General features: G+C 63.1%; 20 protein-coding genes. 7 read left to right on the forward strand and 13 right to left on the reverse strand.

The features are described 5' to 3' along the window. Window positions 1–10: 10 nt before the first annotated feature. Window positions 11–2,473: a glycosyltransferase family A protein gene (locus Q1V43_RS05295; RefSeq protein WP_300514865.1), complete on the forward strand. Its 2,463-nt coding sequence runs from the start codon at window positions 11–13 to the stop codon at window positions 2,471–2,473. Window positions 2,474–2,499: 26 nt separating this feature from the next. Here Q1V43_RS05295 and Q1V43_RS05300 read toward each other — a convergent pair whose 3' ends face one another. Further along, window positions 2,500–5,751, reverse strand: a complete 3,252-nt coding sequence (locus Q1V43_RS05300; protein WP_300514868.1) for a hypothetical protein — start codon at window positions 5,749–5,751, stop codon at window positions 2,500–2,502. A 505-nt stretch (window positions 5,752–6,256) separates the two neighbouring features. Between Q1V43_RS05300 and Q1V43_RS05305 the strand changes: the two genes are divergently transcribed. Further along, on the forward strand, window positions 6,257–8,236 hold the full coding sequence (locus Q1V43_RS05305; RefSeq protein ID WP_300514870.1) for a M10 family metallopeptidase: 1,980 nt from the start codon (window positions 6,257–6,259) through the stop codon (window positions 8,234–8,236). Between the two features lie 73 nt (window positions 8,237–8,309). Here Q1V43_RS05305 and Q1V43_RS05310 read toward each other — a convergent pair whose 3' ends face one another. Together Q1V43_RS05310 and Q1V43_RS05315 are read right to left on the reverse strand one after the other, a co-directional pair. Next, a complete protein-coding gene (locus Q1V43_RS05310; RefSeq protein ID WP_300514872.1) occupies window positions 8,310–9,311 on the reverse strand; it encodes a glycosyltransferase family 2 protein in 1,002 nt (333 codons plus the stop codon). A gap of 4 nt (window positions 9,312–9,315) precedes the next feature. Continuing rightward, window positions 9,316–10,110 (reverse strand): ABC transporter permease, encoded by a 795-nt coding sequence (locus tag Q1V43_RS05315; protein ID WP_300514874.1) that lies wholly within the window; start codon window positions 10,108–10,110, stop codon window positions 9,316–9,318. An 89-nt stretch (window positions 10,111–10,199) separates the two neighbouring features. Between Q1V43_RS05315 and Q1V43_RS05320 the strand changes: the two genes are divergently transcribed. The 3 genes from Q1V43_RS05320 to Q1V43_RS05330 all read left to right on the forward strand — a co-directional run bounded on the left by Q1V43_RS05320 (window position 10,200) and on the right by Q1V43_RS05330 (window position 13,257). Beyond that, complete coding sequence (locus tag Q1V43_RS05320; protein WP_300514877.1) at window positions 10,200–11,393, forward strand: sugar transporter; 1,194 nt, start codon at window positions 10,200–10,202, stop codon at window positions 11,391–11,393. A 15-nt stretch (window positions 11,394–11,408) separates the two neighbouring features. After that, window positions 11,409–12,062, forward strand: a complete 654-nt coding sequence (locus tag Q1V43_RS05325; RefSeq protein ID WP_300514880.1) for an ABC transporter ATP-binding protein — start codon at window positions 11,409–11,411, stop codon at window positions 12,060–12,062. Window positions 12,063–12,141: 79 nt separating this feature from the next. Further along, the gene (locus Q1V43_RS05330) at window positions 12,142–13,257 is read left to right on the forward strand and encodes a polysaccharide biosynthesis/export family protein (RefSeq protein WP_300514883.1); all 1,116 of its coding nucleotides are present in this window, start codon (window positions 12,142–12,144) and stop codon (window positions 13,255–13,257) included. Between the two features lie 3 nt (window positions 13,258–13,260). Here Q1V43_RS05330 and Q1V43_RS05335 read toward each other — a convergent pair whose 3' ends face one another. Beyond that, on the reverse strand, window positions 13,261–14,169 hold the full coding sequence (locus Q1V43_RS05335; protein WP_300514886.1) for a rhodanese-related sulfurtransferase: 909 nt from the start codon (window positions 14,167–14,169) through the stop codon (window positions 13,261–13,263). A 9-nt stretch (window positions 14,170–14,178) separates the two neighbouring features. Continuing rightward, on the reverse strand, window positions 14,179–14,607 hold the full coding sequence (locus Q1V43_RS05340; protein ID WP_300514889.1) for a hypothetical protein: 429 nt from the start codon (window positions 14,605–14,607) through the stop codon (window positions 14,179–14,181). Window positions 14,608–14,701: 94 nt separating this feature from the next. Between Q1V43_RS05340 and pncA the strand changes: the two genes are divergently transcribed. Together pncA and pncB are read left to right on the forward strand one after the other, a co-directional pair. Continuing rightward, window positions 14,702–15,307 (forward strand): bifunctional nicotinamidase/pyrazinamidase, encoded by a 606-nt coding sequence (gene pncA / locus Q1V43_RS05345; RefSeq protein WP_300514892.1) that lies wholly within the window; start codon window positions 14,702–14,704, stop codon window positions 15,305–15,307. 76 nt (window positions 15,308–15,383) lie between these two features. Next, window positions 15,384–16,676: a nicotinate phosphoribosyltransferase gene (pncB, locus tag Q1V43_RS05350; protein ID WP_300514895.1), complete on the forward strand. Its 1,293-nt coding sequence runs from the start codon at window positions 15,384–15,386 to the stop codon at window positions 16,674–16,676. A gap of 162 nt (window positions 16,677–16,838) precedes the next feature. Here the strand turns inward: pncB and Q1V43_RS05355 are convergent, their stop codons facing one another. The 8 genes from Q1V43_RS05355 to Q1V43_RS05390 form a co-directional block, all read right to left on the reverse strand. After that, window positions 16,839–17,780, reverse strand: coding sequence for a phosphotransferase (locus Q1V43_RS05355; protein ID WP_300514897.1), 942 nt, complete (start codon window positions 17,778–17,780; stop codon window positions 16,839–16,841). Further along, window positions 17,777–19,054, reverse strand: a complete 1,278-nt coding sequence (locus tag Q1V43_RS05360) for an aminotransferase class III-fold pyridoxal phosphate-dependent enzyme (RefSeq protein ID WP_300514899.1) — start codon at window positions 19,052–19,054, stop codon at window positions 17,777–17,779. The genes Q1V43_RS05355 and Q1V43_RS05360 overlap by 4 nt, the downstream gene beginning before the upstream one ends. Continuing rightward, window positions 19,055–19,474: an alternative ribosome rescue aminoacyl-tRNA hydrolase ArfB gene (arfB, locus tag Q1V43_RS05365; protein ID WP_300514901.1), complete on the reverse strand. Its 420-nt coding sequence runs from the start codon at window positions 19,472–19,474 to the stop codon at window positions 19,055–19,057. 352 nt (window positions 19,475–19,826) lie between these two features. Continuing rightward, on the reverse strand, window positions 19,827–20,468 hold the full coding sequence (locus Q1V43_RS05370) for a queuosine precursor transporter (RefSeq protein ID WP_300514903.1): 642 nt from the start codon (window positions 20,466–20,468) through the stop codon (window positions 19,827–19,829). Between the two features lie 95 nt (window positions 20,469–20,563). Continuing rightward, a complete protein-coding gene (locus Q1V43_RS05375) occupies window positions 20,564–21,463 on the reverse strand; it encodes an esterase-like activity of phytase family protein (protein ID WP_300514905.1) in 900 nt (299 codons plus the stop codon). Further along, window positions 21,436–22,305: a penicillin-insensitive murein endopeptidase gene (gene mepA, locus Q1V43_RS05380; protein WP_300514907.1), complete on the reverse strand. Its 870-nt coding sequence runs from the start codon at window positions 22,303–22,305 to the stop codon at window positions 21,436–21,438. The genes Q1V43_RS05375 and mepA overlap by 28 nt, the downstream gene beginning before the upstream one ends. Then, the gene (locus tag Q1V43_RS05385) at window positions 22,302–23,666 is read right to left on the reverse strand and encodes an MFS transporter (RefSeq protein ID WP_366146207.1); all 1,365 of its coding nucleotides are present in this window, start codon (window positions 23,664–23,666) and stop codon (window positions 22,302–22,304) included. The genes mepA and Q1V43_RS05385 overlap by 4 nt, the downstream gene beginning before the upstream one ends. Before the next feature lie 28 nt (window positions 23,667–23,694). Next, window positions 23,695–24,133 (reverse strand): acyl-CoA thioesterase (locus Q1V43_RS05390; protein WP_300514911.1); only part of this gene is annotated, 439 nt, incomplete at its 5' end.

Raw genomic sequence — 24,133 nt, forward strand, 5'->3', positions numbered from 1 at the left:
CACGGCCATGATGAACCATGCAGATATCCGGCCTGCCCCGGCCTCCGATCCGGCCCCTTCAACCCTGACCCGGCGCCTCGGGCGCGAGGTGCTGGGCCCGGTGATGCATCGGTGGATGCTGGCCCTGCACGACCAGATCTGCCAGTTGGACGATGGCGATACCGTCTTCCTGTTCTGCGCCCGCGCGGGCCTGCGTATTCAGCGCCTTTATGAGCTTTGGCTTGAAGGGCAAGAACTCGCCCATTGGGCCCCGACGCGAATGTTCTGGATTTCGCGCGTGTCGATCTGCAAAGGTCTGTGGGCGCGGATGCCCGAGCGCACCGGTATGGTCTTCGCCCGTGAATATTATGACACAGACATGGGGGCGCTGGTGCGTGGCCTGCTGCGGCACCATCCCAACCGGCTCGCGGGGCTTTGTCTGGACGGGCTGCCCGGCGCGGGCGGATTTCCCGATTGGATCCGCGAAAAAGGCCCGGTCCAGGCGGTCCTGCGCGGCTACCTGCGCGAGTGTGGTCCGGCGTTGGACGGTGCTCTGGCCGATGTTGCCGGCGCGGCACGGCGCGTGGTGCTGATCGACAGCGGCTGGCAGGGAACGGCGCAGTCGATGCTGACGCAGGCCTATCCCGAGCGCGACTGGATGGGGCTCTATTTCGGCCGAATCCTGGGGCCGAATCACGACCCCCTGATCACGCCGGACGTGGTCGGATTGATGTTCGAACGCAACGGTTACGACCCGCAGCAGCCCGCCAGCGCGGTGGCAGCGCATCATCACGTGGTCGAATCCTTGCTGGAGCCCAACGGCCCCTCGGTTGAGGAACTGCCCCATGTGCCCTTTGCCGAGGTCGCGCAGGGGTTGATCGATGCCAACCTTTCCGCCCCGGTCGAATCAGTGGCAGACGCGTTGTGGCTTGAAACCGAGACCTGGATCGCCACCCGTGCCGGGGATCCGGCAACCCAGGTCATGGCCCGCGCCGACGCGGCCGAGGCCGAGCTGGCACGCCTGCTGATTACCCCCAGCCGCGACGAGGCACTGGCGCTGGTCTGCAAGGACCGGTCGGCCGATTTCGGCAAGGCGCTGGAAGTGCCGGTGCTGATCGACCCGGCCAGCCCGGCGCATGATGACTTCAATCACCGCCTGTCCGAGGCCCTGTGGAAACCCGGCCAGATCGCGCTGGAAATGAGCGGCAACCAGGCGCGCGACGCGCAGCTGCGCTCGGTCGGGCTGGAGCCGCCCGACCCGCACAGCCGCGTCCCGGGCACCGGCACAACGTCTGACACCGACGCCGACCCGATGCCCGAACCCGGCGAATCCGGTCAGCCCCAGGTTGCGATCATCACCCGTACCAAGGATCGCCCGATCCTGTTGAAGCGCGCCGCCGAAAGCGTTGCGGCGCAGAGCTGGACCAACTACCTGTGGGTGGTTGTGAACGACGGCGGCGACCGCGCCTCGGTCGAAGAGGTGATCAAGGTCAGCGGTGTCGATCCACGCAAGGTGCGGTTGGTGTCGAATTCGGAAAGCCTGGGGATGGAGGCGGCCTCGAATGCCGGCATCCGCAGCGTTCACAGCGACTACGTGGTCATTCACGATGACGATGACAGTTGGGCGCCGGAGTTCCTGGCCCGGACGGTGGGCTACCTCGAAGGGCCGACAGGCGCGCGTTATGGCGGGGTTATCACGAAGAGCGTCTATGTGTCCGAAGAAATCCTGGACGATAAGGTGGTCATTCACGATCGCTGTCCCTATCAGGACTGGGTGCGCAACGTCGAATTCGCAGAAATGGCCTGCGGGAACTTCTTTCCACCCATCGCTTTCCTGTTCCGCCGCAGCGTTTACGACTCGATCGGCGGATACAATGAAAACCTGCCAGTGCTGGGCGACTGGTTCTTCAACCTGGAGTTCCTGCTGGAAGCCGATATCGGCATGCTGCATGAACCGCTGGCCAATTATCACCATCGCGACAGGGTTTCGGGGCGCAGCGGGGTTTATTCCAACTCGGTGATTGGCGGCCATTCGAAACATGTGGAATTCGCCGCCGTGGTGCGCAACGAATTCTTGCGCCGCCATTCGAATTCAAACGTCGCGGCGCTGACGCTTGCGATGGGCTACATGAATGTGGATACGCGCGGGCGATTGAACAATCTTTCTCATGGACGCCCGGCCGGGCCGGTCGAGGCGGCGTCGGTCGACACCCTGGAACGGTTGACACTGGTGGCCCAGATCAACGCGGTGTCCGCGCGGCGCTGGTGGATGTTCTGGCGCCGTCAGACACCGCTGGACCCCGGGGCGGGTTGGGATCAGATCGCACGGGCGGTCCAGCGTCTGTGCATGAGAGTGCCGATTCCAGACAGTTGGGATGAAGCCGGATACCTGTCGCGCAACCCGGATGTGGCGGGCGTGCTGGGCAAAGGGGGGCTCGCGTCAGGTTTCGAACACTATGTGCGCTGGGGGCGGGCCGAGGGGCGTGCGCGCTGAGCCCCCTTTGTGGTCGCGTTACCACCTCAGATCACGAAGATCGTTCCCGCAAGGTCGGACAGGTCGGTGATGCCCTCGATCGTTGCGGAGCCATCCTCGCCGAAATCGAAAACGGCATCGCCACCGATGATTTGCGCATAGGCAAGGATCTCGGCCTCGGTCTTGGTGCTGCCGTTCCAGATTTCGTCGTCGAACATAAGCTTGTCCCATTCCGCCGCGTCGAAATCTGTCACCACGTCATTTCCGTTCGTGGTGAATACGAACTTGTCTGCCCCACCGCCGCCGGTCATGATGTCGCTGCCCTCGCCCCCATGCAGGAAATCGTTGAAGTCGCCTGCGCCGCCATCCAGAACATCGTTGCCGCCCCCGCCATAAAGCAGGTCGTGGCCCGCGCCACCATTCAGGGTGTCATCCCCCCAGCCGCCGCTCAGCACGTTCTTGATCGCATCCCCGGTCAGGGTGTCGTCCCACCATGAGCCCCAAAGATTCTCGATTGAATCGAAGGTATCGCCTGCCGCGCCGCCGCCTGCCTGCCCGGTTTCCAGGTTCACCACGACCCCACCTTCGAGGATGTTGGAATAAACGGCGGTGTCATTGCCCGTCCCGCCGACATAGGCGTTGTTCCCCGTGCCGCCCAGGAGCCAGTCATTTCCGGCCCCGCCATCCAGCGTGTCATCGCCTTCGCCGCCCGAGATCCAGTCCTTGCCGCCCCCCCAGCCCCCGCGGAGAATATCGTCGCCGTTCCCGCCTTCCAGACGGTCGTCTCCCTCGCGCCCGTCGATCACGTCATTTCCGTCGCCGCCGCGAATGTCGTTGACCCCAGTGTCGCCGATCAGCGTATCCTGGCCGTCCGAACCGACGATGTTCTCGACATCGACGATCACGTCGCCCCAGGCACCGCCCCAGGTCGCACCAGAGGTGAGGTTGATCCCGATGCCGCCCAGCGGATCTTGCTCATAGGTCACGGTATCTATCCCGGCCCCGCCATCCATTTGGTCGAGCCCGGCCCCGCCAAAAAGAACGTCGTCACCGGCCCCGCCGAAAAGCGAGTCGTCGTAGGAACCCCACCCCCCGGCCAGAAAGTCGTTCCCGGCCCCGCCGTAGAGCGTGTCTTCGCCCTGGCGGCCGTCCAGTGCATCGTTCCCGTCGTCCCCGGTCAGGACGTTGTCGCCGAAGCTTCCGGTGATCGTATCGTCATTGTCGGTGCCAATCACGTTTTCGACGGAAATCAGCAGGTCGCCCTCTGCGCCCCCCCAGGCCTGGCCACTGTCCAGAACAATGCCGATACCGATCGTCATGCCGCTGTAGGACGCGGTATCGACCCCCGCTCCGCCGTCGAGCGTATCCGCGCCCAGGCCGCCGTTCATCGTGTCGTCCCCATCGCCACCGACCAACGTGTCATTGCCGCCTTCGCCGCTCAGATTGTCATCGCCTTCGGCACCCTCCAGCCGGTTGGCCTTGTCGTCGCCCATCAGTGTGTCAGCGTAGAGCGATCCGATCAGGTTTTCGATATTGCTGAGCGTGTCCCCCTGGGCGCCGTCCCATCCCTGCCCGGTGATCAGGGAAACGCCCACCCCCGCCCAGGAACCTTCGTAGCTGGCGGTGTCATTGCCGGGGCCGCCGTCCAGGGCATCGCCGCCTTCACCGCCAATCAGCATGTCGCTGCCACCATTGCCGATCAGCGTGTCGTCGCCGAGATTGCCGACCAGCGTGTCCGACGAGCCGGTGCCGACCAGGGTCCGCGGCATGTAGTCATAGACCACCGGTGGGCGGTCCAGGACCAGGATTTCGGCGGTCGGGAAATCGCCCGCCGAGAGAGGCTGACCATTGGCCGAACGGACTTCGATCTCTTCGTCGCGGAAGCTGATGATGGCGCCGTACCCGGTCGGGGTGATTGTCAGTTGCGCGGTGTCGTAGAGGAAGTTGAACCCGGTCAGGTCGAGCCGGTCGCGTGCCGGATCGAAATCCTGGATGATGTCCCGTTCGCCATCGGCAGTCATAACGAACAGGTCATCGCCAGTGCCACCGGTCAACACATCCTGCCCCGCACCGTCATTCAGGATGTCGTTGCCGTCTCCGCCATTTACGAGATCGTCTCCACCCCCGCCGGCCAGCATGTCGTCCACCGTGGATCCGGTCAGCAGGTTGTCCCCCGCGTCGCCGGACAGAACCTCGCCCAGGTTGCCGGTATCGAAGGACAGCTGGGTCACGCCCGCCTCGGTTTGCGAGGAGGCAAAGATTTGCAGCTCCCCGTCGAAATTCGCGACCCCCAGCGCGGCTATGTTCTGCAAGGCCGTCGCCATGTTGTCGGCGATACTGTCCAGCAGAACCAGCTGACCGTCGGGTAGCACGGTGAAAACAGAGATCCCGTCGTCGCCCCCTCCTACCAGAACGAAAGCATGCCCGCTGACGTCGATCACCTCCATCTCAGTCACCGTGTCAAAGCGCGTATTGAGGTTGTCGATCACGTGGTCGACCGGCGTCAGCGTACCATCGGGTTGAATCCTCATTACCGTCAGCGAGGAACTGCCTGCCGCAGCGACGATCACAAAAGGCTGGCCGGCAATGGTAAAAGTTTCAATCGCAGTCGGGTTCGAAATTCCGATCCCGTCGGCAGCCCCCGCAGCGTCGATCAGGGTTGGCGCGCCGTCGGCATCCAGTTGAAAGCTGGCGACGCCCTGATACAGGTTCGTCGCCGCGACAAGGTAGGTGGTCCCGTTCGCCTCGATTGAGGCGAGGTCGGTAATGTCAATTCCCCCGGGCAGGTCGGTCTGGGACGTCTGGTCGCTGCGCAGCTGCATCTGCCGGTCGGTCGTCAGCTGATACTGCGCCACTCCGGTGGATCCGGCCTTGGCGGTATAGGTATAGTCAATCCCACTGACGACCGCGGTATGCATCGCGGTGACTTGACCGCCCGCGCCGGGCCCGGCCCAGCTCAGGGACTGTGCATTGCCCAGATCGTTTTCACCCGACAGCAGATGGCCAGTGAGCTCCGCATCCAGTTGTCCGTAGGAAACGAGATAGGTGGCGCTGCCATCGGTGAGCAGCTCGACCCGCGCCTCGCCCGAGAGCAGCTCGCTTGAGGTATAGGCGATCTGATCGACCAGGGTGGTTTGCCCGTCCGCGCCGATTTCCAGAACCATGGCGCCGCCTTCGGCTCCGGTCGTCGTATACAGATAGGTGCTGGCCCCATCGCGAAAAATGGTCATGTCGGTCACGTTGACCGTGTGATTCAGTTCGGCCCCGTCAAGGGTATTTACATGCGTGATACCGGCCACCCCGACCCCCTTACCTCGAACAGATCACCCTCTCTGGTCCGGCTCACCCTTGCCGGATCCGGTGCAAACGGGGCCTCCAGTGCCCCGCTTGCGAAATCAAGAATGCTGCCAATTCGTTAAGGCACACTTTTTGCAATGTGGTGGGAATTGGGCGGTTCGTTACAATGCAACGGGATGGCCGGGTGTTAAATTAGCGACTGCCTGCCGGTCCGTATGTTTCGGAGCAGGTCCGGCTTGCCCCTATTGCCTGCAGAACAGGAACTTTGGCGATCCTGTCGACGAAACATTCATTTCTCTGTGCAACGAATCAAGTCCGTGAAAGACGGGCGTTTGACACGTGACCAGGCGGAATTGGCCTGTTTACGAAGGCGGTTCAGTCTTTCGGGAATTGCGCAGTCACGCCATCAATTCGCAGGAATTGCGGCTGCCCGTCGAGATACAGGACCGTTTGTGAAACAGCATGTGCCAGCTTTGTGTTGCAAAAACGATTTTCAGTTCGCCTGAGGTGAACGCCCGTCAACCGCTTGCCGAGCCGGCCGCGGTGCCGCTCTATTCCCATGACCAAATCGCGGATTATCTTCGGGATGGATACTGGAACGATCAGGGCTTTTTCGGTGCCAGCTTCGATGTGCAGACGGGCGGGACGCTCACGTTCAATGTCAACGACCTGCCCGCGGCCGAACGGTTCTTTGCCATCGCAGCGATGGAGGCCTGGGCGAATGTGACGGGTATCAACATGGTCGCGACCACCTCGACCTCTGCACATATCACCTTCGTCAACGACGATACTGTCGGGGCCTTTAGCTCCTGGGAGTCGGTGTCGGGTGGCAATATCAACCGGGCCACGGTCAACATTCCATCCTGGTGGATTGGCGGCGATCAAGACCGCCTCGACAGCTATTCGTTCCAGACCTACATCCACGAGGTCGGCCATGCGCTGGGCCTGGGACATGCGGGTCCGTACAATGGCAGCGCGACCTATGATGCCTCGGGCGGCGGGGACAACATCTATGTGAACGACAGCTGGCAGGCGACGGTGATGTCCTATTTCAGCCAGACCGAGAACACCCATGTCACCGGTAGCTATTCCTATATCGTCACACCGATGCTTGCCGATATCCTGGCTGTGCACGGGATGTATGGCACGCCGACCACCGTCCGCACCGGTGACACAACCTATGGCAACAATTCGAACGCGGGCGGGTATCTGGACGACCTCGTGAACGCGACCAGTTCCATTGGCGCGACAGTCTATGACAATGGCGGCATTGATACGATCGACATGAGCCATTCCGGCGCGAACCAGAACATCACCCTGGTTGCCGAGGCGGCGTCGGATGTGTCCGGGGGCATTGGCAACCTGTTCATCGCCCGCGGGGTCGATATCGAGAATGCGATCGGGGGGGGCGGAAGCGACAGGCTGACCGGCAACGGCTTGAACAACGAGCTTTCCGGCGGCAACGGGTCGGACGACCTGAACGGTGGCGCCGGGAATGATACGCTGCGCGGTGGTGCGGGGGGCGATGACATGGATGGCGGTACCGGCGCGGATACCGCGACATATGACGACATCACCTTGGGTGGTGTCGGGGTGAACCTCGGTTCGAATTCCGTCTGGGGCGCGGCCACGGGGGACAGTTTGACTTCGGTCGAGAACCTGATCGGGTCCAGTTACGGCGATACGCTGATTGGTGATGCGGGCGACAACACGCTCAGCGGCGGGGGTGGCAATGACGTGCTCGACGGTCGTGAGGGCAATGACGTCCTGGCAGGTGGCGACGGCAACGACATGTTGCGGGGCGGCTGGGGAACCGGCGGTGACACGCTTTCGGGCGGGGATGGCAACGACGTTCTGGAAGGCGGTGCCGGCAACGATTCCCTGTCCGGCGGCGCCGGGGCCGATCACCACGATGGCGGCGACGGCACGGACCTTGTCGATTTCCGCGACATCGAAGGCGGCGGGGTTGGCTGGAACATGTTGACCGGCGCCGCGTGGGGCAAGGCGGACGGGGATACCTTCGCTTCGATCGAGAATGTCTGGGGGTCGCTCTACAACGACAAGTTCGTGGGGTCGAATGACCGCAACGTGCTGATCGGCGGCGGCGGGCATGACATTGTCGAAGGGCGCGGTGGCTCAGACGTGATCTATGGCGGGTGGGGGCATGATGTGCTGTACGGCGGGCCCGGCAATGACTACCTGAACGGCGGCCACTTCGACGACACCTATACCGGCGGCACGGGGGCGGACAGTTTCGTGTTCAATTCCTTTGCGGATACGATCACCGATTTCAACATTGCCGAGGAGGATATGCTGGTCTTTGAGGACGATCTCTGGGGTGGTGGCCAGAAAACCGATGCGGAACTGTTGGCCTATAGCTTGGTGGTGGATGAGAACCTGGTGTTCGACTTCGGCGGCGGGCACACGCTGACGCTTGTCGATGTGATCGACGAGAGCCTGTTGGAAGGGCAGATGCTGGTCATCTGACCGGATCAGGCCTGCACCAAAGGAATGCCGCTCCGGTCCGGGAGCCTTCTTGTCGGGCGCAGGCGGTGGGTGATCAGATCATTCGCCGCATCATCGCCCAGAACACGAACAGAGACTGCATGCGCCCCTGTCGCCGCACCCCCGCGCGCCATATGTCCCGCAGGGCTCTCAGGCGGCTCCCCTGGCCGCGGCGCGCCATGATTGCGGCATTCTGGCGATGCGCCGGGGACAACAGCGCGCCATGCCTTTCCAGAGCGGCCAGGTTGCGGTTGATCGCCTGCCGGAAAACGGACCTGCGCACCATGTCGAGCCGCTTGATCGATCCGCGCAGGGTGTTCGGGGTGCCCAAAGCGTTGCGCTCGTGCTGGCGATACAGCACCGTCGGGTGTTCGTCGAAAACCAGCCGGGCGCCTGCGCCGCTGAGCAGCAGGTAGAGCCACCAATCGTGAAAAGGCACATCCGGACCGGGCCCGGCCCGGCGCACCAGCGCCAGCGCGGCAGGGTTCAGCAAAAGGGTATTTCCCGCCATCACATTCTGCACCAGGGCATTGCCGAAGGAGGGCGGGCGTTGCAACCCGCGCGACAGGCCCATCGGCGTCAGATCCTCGTCCACCAGCCGGGTGCGGCTGCCGTACAGGACCGGCGCATCATCATCGGCCATTTCGCAAGCCGCGACCCTGACCAGACCCCGGCTGAGCCGGTCGGGCAGCCAGACATCGTCCTGATCGGACAGGGCGATGAAACAATCCGACGGCAATGCGGGGCGGCACAAGAGCGACAGGTAGTTGGCCGCATGCCCACGCCCGACACCGTCAAACAGCCTCACTTCACGGTCGGGATGGGCCAGGATGAAATCCTGCAGGATGCGCCGCGTCGCATCTGTCGAATGGTCATCGCTGATCCAAAGTGACCAGTCCCTGTGATCCTGAGCCAGGAAACTGTCCAGTTGCTCCTGCAGAAATGCAGACCCGTTGAAGGTGCACAGAAGAATGCAAACATGGGTTCGCTGGCGGATCGCGCCGGTTTGGACGGCGACGTCCAGCCCAGGCCTCGGATGGATCGGATGCATGTACATGGCGCTACTCGTTCACGATGTCCCGATGGTGCCGGCCCAGGAACAGCAGGCCGAGAAAGAGGCAGGCAAGGCCGAAACCGAAACCGTAGCCAAACGACACGTAATCCGGTTCATAGGTTGCGTATATCCCGCGTCGCATTTGACCCACGATATGCACAACAGGGTTGAACCAAAGATAATCCTGGAAGGGTTGCGGCACATCTTCGAAGAGGAAGAAAATGCAAGACATGATGAACATCGGCCGGTTTAGGATTACCCAGATCCTGTTCCAGGCGGGCAGGCGCCAATAGAGGTAGCAGTTCAGCGTGCCGACACCGGCAGCCAGCAAAACAGCCATGCCGACGGCAAGGGTCATTGCGGGAATGTCCAGGATCACGTTGATGTCATAGATCCAGATGATCGCGCCCAGGATAATGACCAGGATCATGGCCTGGGTCAGCGCGTTCAGAAGGGTGCGCGCCAGGATCGCGTCGACGAATGTCACGCCGGGATAGAACAGCAGTTGTTTCGAGAATCCGATTGACCGCCCGACCTTGTTCGACAAATCGTTATAGAGCGAGAAGGGCAGCATGCCCGAGGCATAGAACAGCGCAAAGTTGTCCCCCAGCGACGGTGATCTCAGCGCCAGGGAAAAGACGATTGTCAGCAGGGCAACACCGCCGATCGGTTCGGCGATGGCCCAGAAGTAACCGGCGGCATTTCTGCCATAGGTTGACGACATCTCGCGCAGCATCAAGGCCATGACGGTGCGACCGGTGCGGATCGGCAACGTGCGCGCTGCGGTTGATGTTTGCTCCATCCGTTTGTGCCCCTGCGAACTGGAATTCCTGTCTGGCCTCTGCTAAGGCGGTAGTCGCAGTTTTTTGTGTACAACTCTGGGATGAACGCATGGTTAAGGCAAACCCGGATGCAATTCAGGCCGCCCCGGATGGGGGCGGCAATGTCATGCCGATGACGCGCACGCGGGCAGCGGGGCCGGCCCGAATGAAGCGTCGTCATGTCAGGCTTCTGCGCGGTTTCTACCTGTTCGTGTGCCTGCCCTTGATCCTGGCGGCCGGGTATCTGTATTTCGTGGCGCAGCCGCAATACGCTTCGGTCATGGGGTTTGCGGTTCGGAGCGAGGAAGCGTCCACGCCGACCGATCTTCTGGGTGGAATCGCTTCTCTGTCAGGCAGTTCGTCCGGCTCGGACACGGATGTCCTGTTCGAGTTCATCCGCAGCCAGCGCATGGTTCGCGCGGTGGATCAGAGGATGAGCCTGCGTACAATCTGGTCGGCGCCGGGCGACCCGATTTTCGGTGTCGCCGAGGATGCCTCGATCGAGGATCTCCTGTCCTATTGGCAGCGCATGGTGAAGGTCTATTATGACAGCGCCTCCGGCCTGATCGAATTGCGGATCCATGCCTTTGACCCGAAACAGGCGCAGGCGCTGGGGCAGGTGATCTACGAGGAAAGCTCGCTTCTTATCAACGACCTGTCGGCCATCGCCCGCGAGGATGCGACCCGCTATGCGGCGAACGAGCTGGAGCTTGCCGTCGAGCGGCTGCGTCAGGCGCGACAGGGCGTGGCCGAGTTCCGCCTGCGCACCCAGATCCTGGATCCCGAGGCCGACATCATGGGCCGAATGGGGCTTCTCAACAGTTTGCAGGAACAGCTTGCCTCGGCGCAGATCGAACTGGATATCGTGAACCAGACCACCCTGGCCAGCGACCCACGGGTTGAACGGGCAGAGCGTCGTGTGAAGGTGATTGAGGAACGTATCGTCGAGGAACGCGCGCGGTTTTCGACCGATGAGGGCACGGAACATGGCGCCTATGCCAATCTGGTCGGTGAGTATGAGAGCCTTGCGGTTGACCTGCAGTTCGCCGAGACCTCGTACCTCTCGGCGCTTGCAGCATTCGAAACCGCCCGCGCCGAAGCTCTGCGCAAGTCGCGGTATCTGGCGGCCTATATCAAACCGACATTGGCGGAAACGGCAGAGTACCCGCAGCGTCCGGTGGTTCTGTTCGTCCTGGGCGTTTTCCTGTTCGGCATTTGGGCTTCGCTGACGCTGATCTACTACTCCGTCCGCGACCGCAGGTAGGCCGGAGATCACGCCATGATCCAGCTTGTCGACCTGTGGAAAACCTATCGCCTGCGTGGTCGCGAGACCCATGTGGCGCGCGGGCTGAACGCGACGTTCGAGACCGGGCGTTCGGTGGCGCTGCTGGGGCGCAACGGGGCAGGCAAGTCGAGCCTCCTTCGCATGATTGCAGGCACCATGGACCCGGACCATGGCGATATCCTGACGACCGGAACCGTGTCCTGGCCGGTCGGGTTCGCGGGCAGTTTCCATCCGGACCTGACCGGGGCGCAGAACACCACGTTCATCGCGCGGGTTTATGGTGCCGACACTGCCGAGCTGCGCGCGTTCGTCGCCGAATTTGCCGAGCTGGGGCAGCATTTCCACCAACCCGTGCGCAGCTATTCGTCGGGGATGAAAAGTCGCCTGGCCTTCGGCGTGTCCATGGGGATCAAATTCGACACCTACCTGGTCGATGAGGTGACTGCCGTGGGGGACGTCCGTTTTCGCCGTAAAAGCGAGGAACTGTTCGGCGAGCGCATGGAAAATTCCAGCGCCATCGTAGTGACCCATTCCCTACCCCTGGTGGAACGGATCTGCGATCAGGTGGCCATTCTGGAGGATGGGCAACTGACCATTTTCAACGATGTGGCCGAGGGGCTGGAGCATCACCGGAAGAACCTGTCCTGAGCGCTTGCCGCCTCGCTTTGCTCTCCCTATGGTGGTGCAGCGGCTGACATTGCCAATACTCGAATCCATGGGGGAACATGTGATCCGTTCGCTTCTGACGATGCTGGCCGTCGCAGCCCTGGCCGGATGTAGCCTGCCGCGCGGTGGGGGCGTCCAATCGGAGATTCTGTCCACCCGGTCCGGGGCGGAGGAACCCCAGTTCGCCGTGCATATGGTCACGCGCGACTTCCTGCCAATCGTCGCCGGCTGGCCCGCCTCGCGGGCCGGACAGGAAAGCGACGGTTGGATCGGGTACAGTGCCCCGCCCGCGGATCGGGCGATCCAGCCCTACGACATCCTGGATATCGTTGTTTGGGACAGTGAGGAAACCTCATTGATCACCACCGAAGCCCAGAAGATGGTCGATATGGCGGATATGCAGGTCTCGGCCGGTGGCACGATTTTCCTGCCTTTCGTCTCCATGGTGCAGGTGGCCGGTCTCAGCCGCACCCAGGCGCGCGCGCGTATCCAGCGCAAGATGGAAGAGATCGTGCCCTCAGCGCAGGTGCAGCTGAACGTGAAACCCGGCGCGCGTGGTTCGGTCAGCGTGGTGGCCGGTGTGTCAAGTCCCGGCGCCTATCCCCTGTCGGATACGCATTATACCGTCCTGAACGCCATTGCGGCCGCCGGCGGCGCGTCGGCGTCGATCGAAAACCCGCAGGTGCGCCTGATCCGCGCCGGCAAAAGCTATGCGACCTCGCTTGAACGGCTGTATCGCGACCCGTCGCTGGATACGATCCTGCACGGAGGCGACAAGCTCCTGGTCGAGGCCGACCCGCGCTATTTCCGTTCGCTCGGGGCTGCTCAACGCGAGACCATCGTCGCGTTCCCGCAGGATGTCGTGACCGCGCTGGACGCCTTGTCGCTGATCGGTGGCCTGGCCGAGACCCGGGCCGATCCCAAGGGCATCCTGATCCTGCGTGAATATCCCGAAAACGTGGTTCGCGACGGCATGTCCGGCCCTGCCCATGCGCGGAGCGTGTTCGTGGTCGATCTGACTTCGGCGGACGGTCTTTTCTCGGCCGGGCAATTCCGGATCGAGCCGGAGGACACGGTGATGGTCAGTGAAAGCCCGATTTCGGGCGCCACGACGATACTGGGTCTGGTGGCCAGGGTGCTGGACATCGCAAACGACGCGGACAGTATCGACTTCTGAAGATCAGCCGCGCGGTCCCATGTGCCGGGCGCCGCGGGCTTCGGCCAGTGCGATCTGGCGTTGGCGCTCGCGGAACCGTTCGCGCCGCGCCTCGTCAAACTCGCCGATGCAGAGGTGGCAGCTGACCCCCTCCTCGAACTCCGGCCGGGCCTTGTCTTCGGGGCGGATCGGGCGGCGGCAGGCGTGGCACATCACATGCGGGCCGGGGGCGAGCCCGTGCCCCACGGACACCCGTCCGTCAAACACGAAACACTCGCCCTGCCAGGTGCTGTCCTCGGCCGGAACCTGCTCCAGGTATTCCAGGATACCACCCTTGAGGTGATAGACATCCTCGACCCCCTGGCTGATCAGGTAGTTGGTCGATTTTTCGCAGCGAATGCCACCGGTACAGAACATCGCCACACGCTTGTTGTGGAAACGCTCCCTGTTGGCTTCCCACCAGGCGGGAAACTCGCGGAAAGTGGCAGTTTCGGGGTCGATCGCACCTTCGAACGTGCCGATGGCGACCTCGTAGTCGTTGCGCGTGTCGATCACCACGACATCTTCGGCCTGAATGAGCTCGTTCCAGTCCTGCGGCGTGACATAGTGGCCAACACTGGCGCGCGGGTCGACATCCGGCACGCCCATGGTCACGATCTCTTTCTTCAGGCGCACCTTCATGCGGCCAAAGGGTTGTTCGGCCGCGGTCGCCTCCTTCCAGTGCAGATCGGCGCAGCCGGGCAGGGCGCGCACATGGGCCAGCACCGCGTCGATGCCGGCGCGCGGTCCGGCGATGGTGCCGTTGATCCCCTCTTTGGCCAGCAACAGAGAGCCGGTCACGCCCTGCGCCACGGCGAAATCGTAAAGCGGCCCGCGAATGGCGGCAGGGTCATCGAAACGGGTAAAGTGATAGAGCGCGGCGATCGTGTACATGGCGTCCGTCTACGCCGTGCCAAGCCCCGGATCAAGGGCTGCCACCAGCGTATCAAAGGCTTCGGCACCCGGCAGCCCCCGTTCGGCGATCACCAGCTTCCGGTCGCCTGCGCGCAGCCACAGGTAGCGATCCCTGCGCCGCCCACGCAATTCGACCGAGGTCAGATCAGCCCGCGCAATGTGCACCACTTCGCGTCGCAGCAGGCTTTTCGGAGCGGAAATCGCTTCGGTGTCCAACACGACTTCTCCGCGCCGGGTCAGACCAAGGTAGCCCATGATGGTGAACACCAGACCGGCCAGGAACAGAGCCTGTGCGTACCACGCCCCGCCACCCGAGATCAGCACCCAGCCGAGCACAGCCGTCAGCGCGCCGAAAAAGCCCAGGATCATCAGCATCAACCCGGGATCGGCACGGTAAGGATAGCGAAGCAGTTCCATGGGGCCAGTGTGGACGCCCGGTCGCGAAGGTCAAGCGCTTGACCGGCGCGCCGCCGCCGCCTACCCCTAGTGCCAAGTGGAAACGGAGGCCCCCATGCGCGACGCGACCGAAGCCCTGATCGTCATCGACATCCAGAATGATTTCTGCCCGGGTGGCGCGCTGGCCGTGGCGGAGGGTGATGCGATCGTGCCCGGCGTGAACGCCCTGATGGAGGAGTTCGGCGCGTTGGTGCTGACTCAGGATTGGCACCCGGCCGGGCACAGTTCTTTCGCCTCGTCGCATGCGGGGAAGGAGCCGTTCGGCATGGTCGAGATGCCCTACGGCCCGCAGGTGCTCTGGCCCGATCACTGTGTGCAGGGCAGTCATGGCGCGGCCTTCCATGCCGGGTTGAACACCGACCCGGCCGATCTTGTGATCCGCAAGGGGTTCCGGCCACAGATCGACAGCTATTCGGCCTTCTTCGAAAACGACCGGTCCACGCCCACCGGCCTGGAAGGCTACCTGCATACGCGGGGTGTCACCCGTCTGACCATGGTCGGGCTCGCCACCGATTTCTGCGTTGCCTATTCCGCCACCGACGGGGCGCGGCTGGGCTTCGACGTCACCGTGCGCGCGGATCTGTGCCGTGCCATCGACCTGGACGGATCGCTTGGCATCGCACTGGAACAGATGGCAGCGGCCGGCGTTACCATCACCTGATCGGAAACCCGGCACACCCGGCCCTACACAAGCCCCGAAACTTGCGCTAACCATGGCCGGAACAAAGGAAACGCCCATGGTCGATATCGCCACCCGCGTCTACAACCATCATTGGAAGATCGACCCGATCGTGCGGTCGCTCATCGACACGGATTTCTACAAGCTGTTGATGTGCCAGTCGGTGTTCCGCAATCGCGCCGATACGCAGGTGACGTTCAGCCTGATCAACCGAACCATGTCCGTGCCGCTGGCCCGGCTGATCGACGAAGGTGCCTTGCGCGAACAGCTCGATCACATCCGTTCGCTGAGCCTCAGCCGGGGTGAAAGCACCTGGCTGCGCGGCAATACCTTCTATGGCAAGCGCCAGATGTTCCGCCCTGATTTCATGGAATGGTTCGAGAATCTACGCCTGCCACCCTATCACCTGGAACGGGTTGGCGATCAGTATGAGCTGACCTTCGAAGGCACCTGGCCCGAGGTCATGTTGTGGGAAATCCCGGCCCTGTCGGTTCTGATGGAGCTCAGAAGCCGCGCCGTCCTGCGCGATATGGGCAAGTTTGAACTGCAGGTGCTTTATGCCCGCGCCATGACCAAGCTGTGGGAAAAAATCCAGGTGCTTCGCGGCCTGAAAGAGCTGCGCATCGCGGATTTCGGCACGCGGCGGCGGCATAGTTTCCTGTGGCAGGACTGGTGTGTGCAGGCGATGATCGAAGGGCTGGGTGAAGAATTCGTCGGGACGTCGAACTGCCGCATTGCAATGAAACGCGATATTGAGGCAATAGGCACCAATGCGCATGAACTGCCAATGGTCTACGCCGCACTGGCCGAGGACGACGAGGCACTGCGCCAGGCCCCCTATGACGTGTTGGCCGACTGGCACGAGGAACACGAGGGCAACCTGCGCATCATCCTGCCGGACACCTACGGCACCAAGGGATTCCTGGACGGCGCGCCGGACTGGCTGGCGGGCTGGACCGGGATTCGTGTGGACAGCGGCGACCCTGCCGAAGGGGCAGAGGTCGCAATCCGCTGGTGGGAAGAGCGTGGTGAAGATCCGCGCGAGAAGATGGTAATCTTTTCCGACGGGCTGGATGTCGAAAAGATTGTCGAATTGCAGCAGCAGTTTGCCGGACGGGTGAAGCCGAGTTTTGGCTGGGGCACTCTGTTGACCAATGATTTCCGTGGCCTCGTGCCCGAGGACCGGCTGGCGCCGTTTTCCCTGGTCTGCAAGGCGGTGTCTGCCAATGGGCAGCCCACGGTGAAACTGTCCGACAACCCGAACAAGGCCATGGGGCCAGCGTCCGAAATCGACCGATACAAACGTGTCTTTGCGGTGGGTGCACAGACCGAGCTGGACGTGATCGTCTGACCTGTCCCGCCCCGACCGGGCTCATATCCGCACGGGGCCGGGGCAGGCGCCCCTCTTTATCTTGCCGGAAATATCCCGGGGTGAGCGCGCCAGCGCGAGGGGCAGCGCCCCTTGCCGCGCGCAGCGCGGCCCCTGTCCGACCGAGCCGCGGGCGAGGCCCCCTCAGCCCGCCAGAAACGCCCGCGCCGCCCTGACCGCGCGCTCCGTATAGAGCCGCAGAACCGCGCTGTCTTCTTGATGGCGCGGCACCGCCCAACCCATCGAGGCAAAGCGGCGCAGCATCAGAAACATGTCAAGCAGCTCTTCCGCCTCCCCGGACAGGTCTCGCAACTCGCGATATCCCGCGATCACGGCCGCCCGGATGGCGGGGTAGTGCGGCTCCTCCTCGTTTTGCGACAACATCACCGCAATGTCATAGAGCCGAAAGCCAAACCCGGCATCGTCGAAGTCGATCAGGGTGATGGCGCCCTCTTTCACGAAGGCATTCTCGCGCAGCACATCGGCGTGGATCAGCCCGAAGTCCGCGCCGTTTTCGGCAAAGGCCTGGGCGCGGTCGCGGGCCACGGCGCGGGCGCGGTTCACCAGGTGGCGTTCCTGCGCCGTCAGCGCCGGGCTTTCCCAGAACCGACCCCAGAACGGGGTCTCGCCCAAGAGCCCGTCCAGATCCCAGGCGTGGCGGTCGAATCCCTCCGGCAGGTCCATCGCGTCGGTCAGGTTATGCATCCGCGCCACTTCGCGCCCCAGCGTGTGAAACAACCTGACCTGGTCGGCCTCGCTCCCCTCCAGCGGCACACCGCTTTCGCCGATCGGGGAGCCCCCGACCCAACTGACCACCGTGGCCAGCCGCCCGGTCGACAGGGTGACGACCTGCTCGCCACCCGGCGTTGGCACCGGGGCAGGCACGGACATGCCCGCTTCGGCCAACGCGCCCATCCACGTGATCTCGGACCGGATCGCGGCCTCGGTCTGGTAGCCGGGACGGTGCAGGCGCAGGGCGGCGCGGGTGCCGCCGATTCGCACCTCGTAGACCGCATTCTCGCGGTCCTTGATCAGCCGGACCTCGCGCGCATTCCAGGCGCGCAGCGCTTGCTTCAACTCGCTCATGCGGGCAGCCCCTTCAGCGCGGCGTCCAGCGTGTCCACCAGCAGGTTGGCCTGTTCGTGCGAGAAACACATCGGCGGGCGGATCTTCAGGATGTGCCGGTCACGCCCCATCGAGCTTGTCAGGATGCCGCGTTCGCGCAACGATTCGACAAGATCCCTCACCAATTCCGTTGCCGGGGTCAGGTCCCGGCCTTCGGCGAACTCGATCGCCATGAACATGCCGGCCCCGCGCACATCGGCGATCAGCGGGTGGTCAAGCTGGCCCAATTGCGCCAGAGTGTGCGTTCCAACCTCATGGGCCTGTTGCATCAGCCCTTCTTCCTCCAACACGTCCAGCACCGCCGTTGCGGCAGCGGCGGACACCGGGTTGCCGCCGAACGTGTTGAAATAGCTGAAAGTATTGCGGAATTCGGCCAGCACCTCCGGCCGCGCCACCACGGCGGCGACCGGGTGGCCGTTGCCCATCGGCTTGCCCATGGTGACGATGTCCGGCACAAGGCCGATACGTTCGTGTCCCCAGAAATCCGCACCCGTGCGCCCGAATCCCGGCTGCACCTCGTCGGCGATGATCACCCCGCCCGCAGCGCGAACCACCTTCGACACCGGATCAAGAAAGCCGCGTTCCAGCATCGGCACGCCCTCGTTGGCGAAGAACGGGTCCAGGATCAGACCGGCAAAACCGTGGCCTTCCGCCTCCAGATCGGCGATGGCCCTGGAGACCTCGGCGGCAAAGGCTTCTCCCTGCGCCTCCAACGAGCCGCCCAGCGGGCGCAGCTTGTCCGGCGAAGGCACCTTCTTCACATAGCCCACCGGACCGCCGATCGGCGTGCGTTTCGAGGACAGGTGACTCACCAGGTCGGTATTGCCGTGATAGGTATTGTCGGTGCCGATGATCCCCATCCTGCCTGTCGCCGCCCTTGCCATACGCAGGGCGATGTCATTGGCCTCGGACCCGGTGCAGACCATGATCATCGCGTCCAGGTCATGGCGCAGGGTGCTGGTCAACCGCTCGGCGTAATCCAGAATACCCTCGTGCAGATACCGCGTGTGGGTGTTCAGCGTGGAGGCCTGTCTGGTGATCGCCTCGACCACCTTCGGGTGGCAATGGCCGACATGGGGCACGTTGTTGTAGCAATCCAGCAGCCGGTTGCCCTCCGCGTCCCAGACCCAAGCGCCTTCGCCGCGCACCAAGTGTACAGGATCGCGATAGAAGGTGGTCATGTTCGGGCCGAGCAGACGCTCGCGTCGCTCCAGCAGGTCCTTGGTATCGGTCATTCAGTCCTCCTGCACGCGGCCCCTCAGGGCCTTGACCTGTCCGCGCTTGGCCTTGGCGTCCATGCGGCGGCGTTTCGACCCCAGAGTCGGTTTGGTGGGGATGCGCCGCTTGGGGGCGACAAGCGCCTTTCGGATCATCTCGGCCAGCCTTTCGGCGGCAATCTCGCGGTTGCGGGCCTGGCTGCGGGTGTCCTCGACGCGAAGGATGATGGCACCATCCTGGGTCCATTTACGCCCGGCAATGCGCTTGAGCCGCCGCTTGACCGCCTCGGTCAGCGCGGGGCTGCGCGCGGCTTCGAAGCGCAGCTCGACGGCGGTCGAAACCTTGTTCACATTCTGCCCGCCGGGGCCCGACGAGCGGCTGAACTGCTCGGTCAATTCCCAATCTTGCAGAATGATATCGTCGGTAACACGGATCATGCCCCTTCCCTAAACGTCCCCCTTTCATCTTTCCAGAAATATCCCACGGGGTCGCCGTTGTTGCGCCATCGGTCCGAGCGACAATGGCGGCGGGGTGTGAAACCCCCAGCTTGCCTCACTTGAAACCAAAAGGGTCGCCCACGTTGGGACGACCCTTCCGAGAATTTGGAGGTGTGGGCCGGTTAGACTGCTCGCCAGTCCGGCCCGCTTATTTTGTCGGGGGCTGCCCCGACAAACAGCGTCCTAGACTGTCCCGGCACCTCGCTCCGTTGCATCTCTTGACATGGACACCTCCTTTCTCGCTGTTTCGATACTAGAAGGGTGCCACATATTTTGCGTTTGTCAAAACTTTTCACGCAATACTTGGTGAAAACCTTGTGACCAGCAGGCGAAATGGCACCAAAGCGATCAGCGCAATGGACAGTTTTACCAGCCAATCGGCCACCGCCAGCGACACCCACAAAGGCGCTTCCGGACCGGCCGTCAGGAAGGGTGCAGCGCCCCAGGCCCAGTTGATCGCCGTATCGGCGTTCGCGCCGAAAAAGGTGATCGAAGCCGAAAACGCAATCGTGAAGAACAGCGCGGTATCGACGATGGACCCCACGATGGTCGAGGCCAGCGGCGCGCGCCACCAGTTGCCTTCGCGCAGCCGGTTGAAAACCGCCACGTCCAGCATCTGCGCACAGAGGAAGGCGATGCCCGAGGCCACGGCGATGCGCAGCGGTACGGCGGCATATTCGAACCCGTCACCCTGCAGCATGATCTGGCTGCCGACAAGCGAGCAGACCACCCCGGTCACGAAGCCGGCCAGCACCACCTTGCGGGCGGGCCCCACGCCGTAGATGCGGTTCATCACGTCGGTGACGAGGAAGGCGAAGGGATATGTGAAGGCACCCCAGGTCAGCAGGCCGTCCAGCAGCAGGAACTGAACCAGGATGTTGGAGGCCACCACGATGGCGGCCATGGCGAGAACGCCGGGAAGAAGTCGTGTCATAGCTTTGATCCGTTTTGACAAGGTAGCGGCGACTTGGTGCCCGCGCTCGCGCGGGAACGGACGGGGTCTATACCCGCCGCCCCCCGTGCGTCAAGTCATTCCGGAACCACGTATTCGACAATCTCGGTGCGCTGGAAGCTGCGGAAATTGTCGTCCGAGACCATGGTGAGTCTTATCAGGCCGTCGGAATCCCGCCAGACGGCCAGCCCTTCCAGGTTGTCGTGGACACCGGGGCCGGTCTCGAGAAGGGTTTCTTCATTTCCTATGCCTCCCGGGCCAAGGTCGAACCGCCGTACGCGGCTTGAAAACCCAAGCAGCCCGCCAAGATGCCGTTCCAGGATGTAGAGTTTCCCGTCGGGACCAATGTCCGCGCCCACCGGAAGGAATGGCTTGCGCCGCGGGATTGATAGGCTGGTGTCCCAACGGCCATCCCGAAGCCGGTAGACAGTAAAGGTTTTGGCCAGGAATTTTGGGCGCTCAGGCAATGTGTACAGAGCGCCATCGTCATCGATCGCCACGGCTTCGAGTGAAAAATTCTCCCACATGCCAGGAAAGTCCTGGTGGCGCGGAAGCGGGGACAATGCTTCGTCCGGCGCAAAGAACTCGACGATCTGCTGGCGAAACTCGAAGGAAATGAACAGGCGGCCGTCTGCGGACAGGGCAAGCCCCTCGGAGTCCTGTCGCTCCTTGTCGTCGGAGGCACTCTGCGCGGGCTTCCGTCCGACGCGACGTAGCGGCGCGTCCTTTGCTTCGACCATCACCCCATTTTCACGGGTAAATTCGCTTCTGCCGATCCAACCCGCGTCGGAAACGGCAATGAACCGCATCCCGTCTTCGGTTACTTCCAGGCCGGAAATGCCGCCGAAGTATCGGCAAGTTTCACACCACGGAACCGAGGACAGAAATCGGGCGCGGTCGGGCGGGTCGGAGCGATATCCAAGCCCCAGAACAGGGACAAGGATCGCTCCTATCGCGAGGACAAGACGCCGGCGCATTGGCGGGGCAGGTCCGACAGGATGAGGTCACGGCGCGGCTTTGGTGCAGGGGCATTGGGGTCGCGCGGCCTGGGCGGCGGTGGATTCAGGATGTCATCCACCCATTTCTGAGCATCTGCACACCCGTCCCCTGCAGGGGGCGGGGCCTGGTTCTCGCATTTTCCCGACCCGCCAGGACATTTCAGCCGGACGTGGAAGTGAGCATGATGCCCCCACCAGGGCCGGACCTTGCGCAGCCAGGCACGGTCGCCTGTTTCGTCGTTGCACATCTGCACCTTCGCGCCGGGAAAGACGAAAATGCGCGCCACAGCCGGGTCCTGGGCTGCGGCCTTGATGATCTCGTGCTGGGCGCGGGTCCAGTCGCTGTTCACATAGGCGCCCTTGGACCGCTGCATGCTGATCGAACTGATGCGCTCCCGCTCCGACGTGCTGAGCGACAGGTTCACCGCAGGTCGCATCCAGATATCGACATCCATTCCGATCTGGTGGCTGCGATGGCCGGTCAGCATCGGGCCGCCACGCGGTTGTGAAATATCACCGATATAGAGCCCGTTCCAGCCAGGCAGCCCGGCCGCCTTCGCGGACAGACGTTCGATGAAGGCAATCGTGTCCGGGTGCGCCCAGTTGCGGTTGCGTGACAAGCGCATGGCCTGCCAGGTCGGCCCGGTTTCCGGCAGTTGCACACCACCCGCGAGGCAGCCCTTGGCATAGCCGCCAAAGGCCCGCGCCCGTTGTTCGGACCCGGCACCCGCCGCGCCGAAAAGCTGCTTGGCCGGGGCATCGGCCTCCGAGATCGTCGGCGCCAGGGAAATCAGAAGTGCTGAAAGAAACCGTGTGATCATGAGGAACTGCCCTGCCCGTTGGGGTTGACCCAGCGTAGCAGAAGAAGTCCGATCACGAAAAGGATGATCAGCGGGATGACGCCCAATTGCTGGCTGCCGGTCATCGCCGTTACCACGCCGATGCCAAAGGGCGCGATGAAACTGGTTGCCTTGCCGGCCAGGGCATAAAGCCCGAAGGCTTCGGTCATGCGTTCGGGATTGGCCTGGCGCACCATCATCGTGCGGCTGGCCGACTGCAACGCCCCGCCCGCCGCGCCGATCACCGCACCCAGCACGTAGAAGCCGATATCTGGCAGGCTGCTGTCAGCGCCCACGGCCATGCCGAAGACGCTGTCGCGCGAGATGAAGACGAAACAGATTGCCACCGCAGTCAGCACCGTGATGCAGAACGCAATCACCGGTTTGGGGCCGAACGCATGGTCTGCCTTACCGCCCAGCCAGGCAAAGATCGCGCCAGTGATGATCGCGACAATGCCGAAGATGCCGACGTTCACGACGCTCCAGTTCAGCACCCCTGCCGCATAGATGCCGCCAAATGTGTAAATCCCGTTGAGCGCGTCGCGATAGAACATCGAGCTGCCAAGGTAGGCAAAGAGGCTGGGCGTTTGCGGCAGGCGCCTGATGGTGCGGCCAAGCTCTCCCATCGCGTGGCGGATCAGCAGGGGGTCGGGGTTCGTGTGTTTCGGATCGCGCACCCAGAGGAAGAAGGGCACCATGAAGATGATGTACCAGAGCGCCGTCAGCGGCCCAACAAAGCGGGTGCCTTCGCGTGCGGCGGGGTCCAGACCCAAAAGGGGTTTCATTCCGATCAGTGTCCTGCCCTCGGGGCTTTCGGCAAACAGCGTCAGCATGATCACCAGCGCGATCAGCCCACCGACATAGCCGAAAGCCCAGCCATTGCCGGACAGCCTGCCGACTTCCTCCCTGGTGCCCAGGTCCGGCAGCATCGAATTGGTAAAGATCGTCGCAAACTCCATACCGATGAGACCGATCGCGAACAGCACGAAGATCCAGGTCAGGCTGGGCAGATCAGGTGCGGCGAACCAGATGCCGAAGCCGCCCGTCACATACATCAGCGAAAACAGCCAGATCCAGCGCAGCCGGTTGCCGGAATTGTCCGCAATCGCGCCTAGGAGTGGTGCCAGAAAAGCAATGCAAAGCCCGGCAAAGCCGACGGTAAAGCCCCAGGTCGCCTGCGCCTCGGCCCCGTCACCGATCAGCGACTTGACATAGGGGCCGAAAACGAAGGTCAGGATCAGCGTATTGTAGGGCTGGCTGGCCCAGTCGAAGAAGAACCAGCCCCAAATACGTTTTTTCGCGGATATTTCGGCCATGCCTGCTGCCCCTGTTTTGCCCGATATGACAGGGGATTTGGGGCTGGGGCAAGGATTACATCTGTGGCGGCCAGGGGCGCTGTGCGTCGGCGGTGATCCAGGCTTCGGCCCAGTCGGGCAGGGTGGGGCTGATCGGATCGAGCCCCATGGCGCCCGCGACCTCGACCGTCGGCACCGCGCCGCCCTTGCCGGTCACGGCCGTGCGCAGCAGCACGTGGCTGGTACAGGTGCCCTTCACCCACATGCCCTGTTCGATGTAGAAGAACCGTTCATCCCAGCCCAACAGCCGGGTTCGCATCTCGATCCGCTGAAAGGCCGTGACCCGCTTGCGATAGCGGATCGAACCTCCGGCGACGGCAATGCCCCATTTCCTTTCGATCAATGCCTTCGACAGGCCGACCCGCCCGCCCATCGGCACCCGCCCGAGGTCATAGAGCGTCAGCGTGCGTCCGTTGTTCAGCTCCATCCACATGTCCAGATCCCAGGGCCAGCAG

This window comes from Aliiroseovarius sp., from assembly GCF_030148435.1.
Lineage (GTDB): Bacteria > Pseudomonadota > Alphaproteobacteria > Rhodobacterales > Rhodobacteraceae > JASBTN01.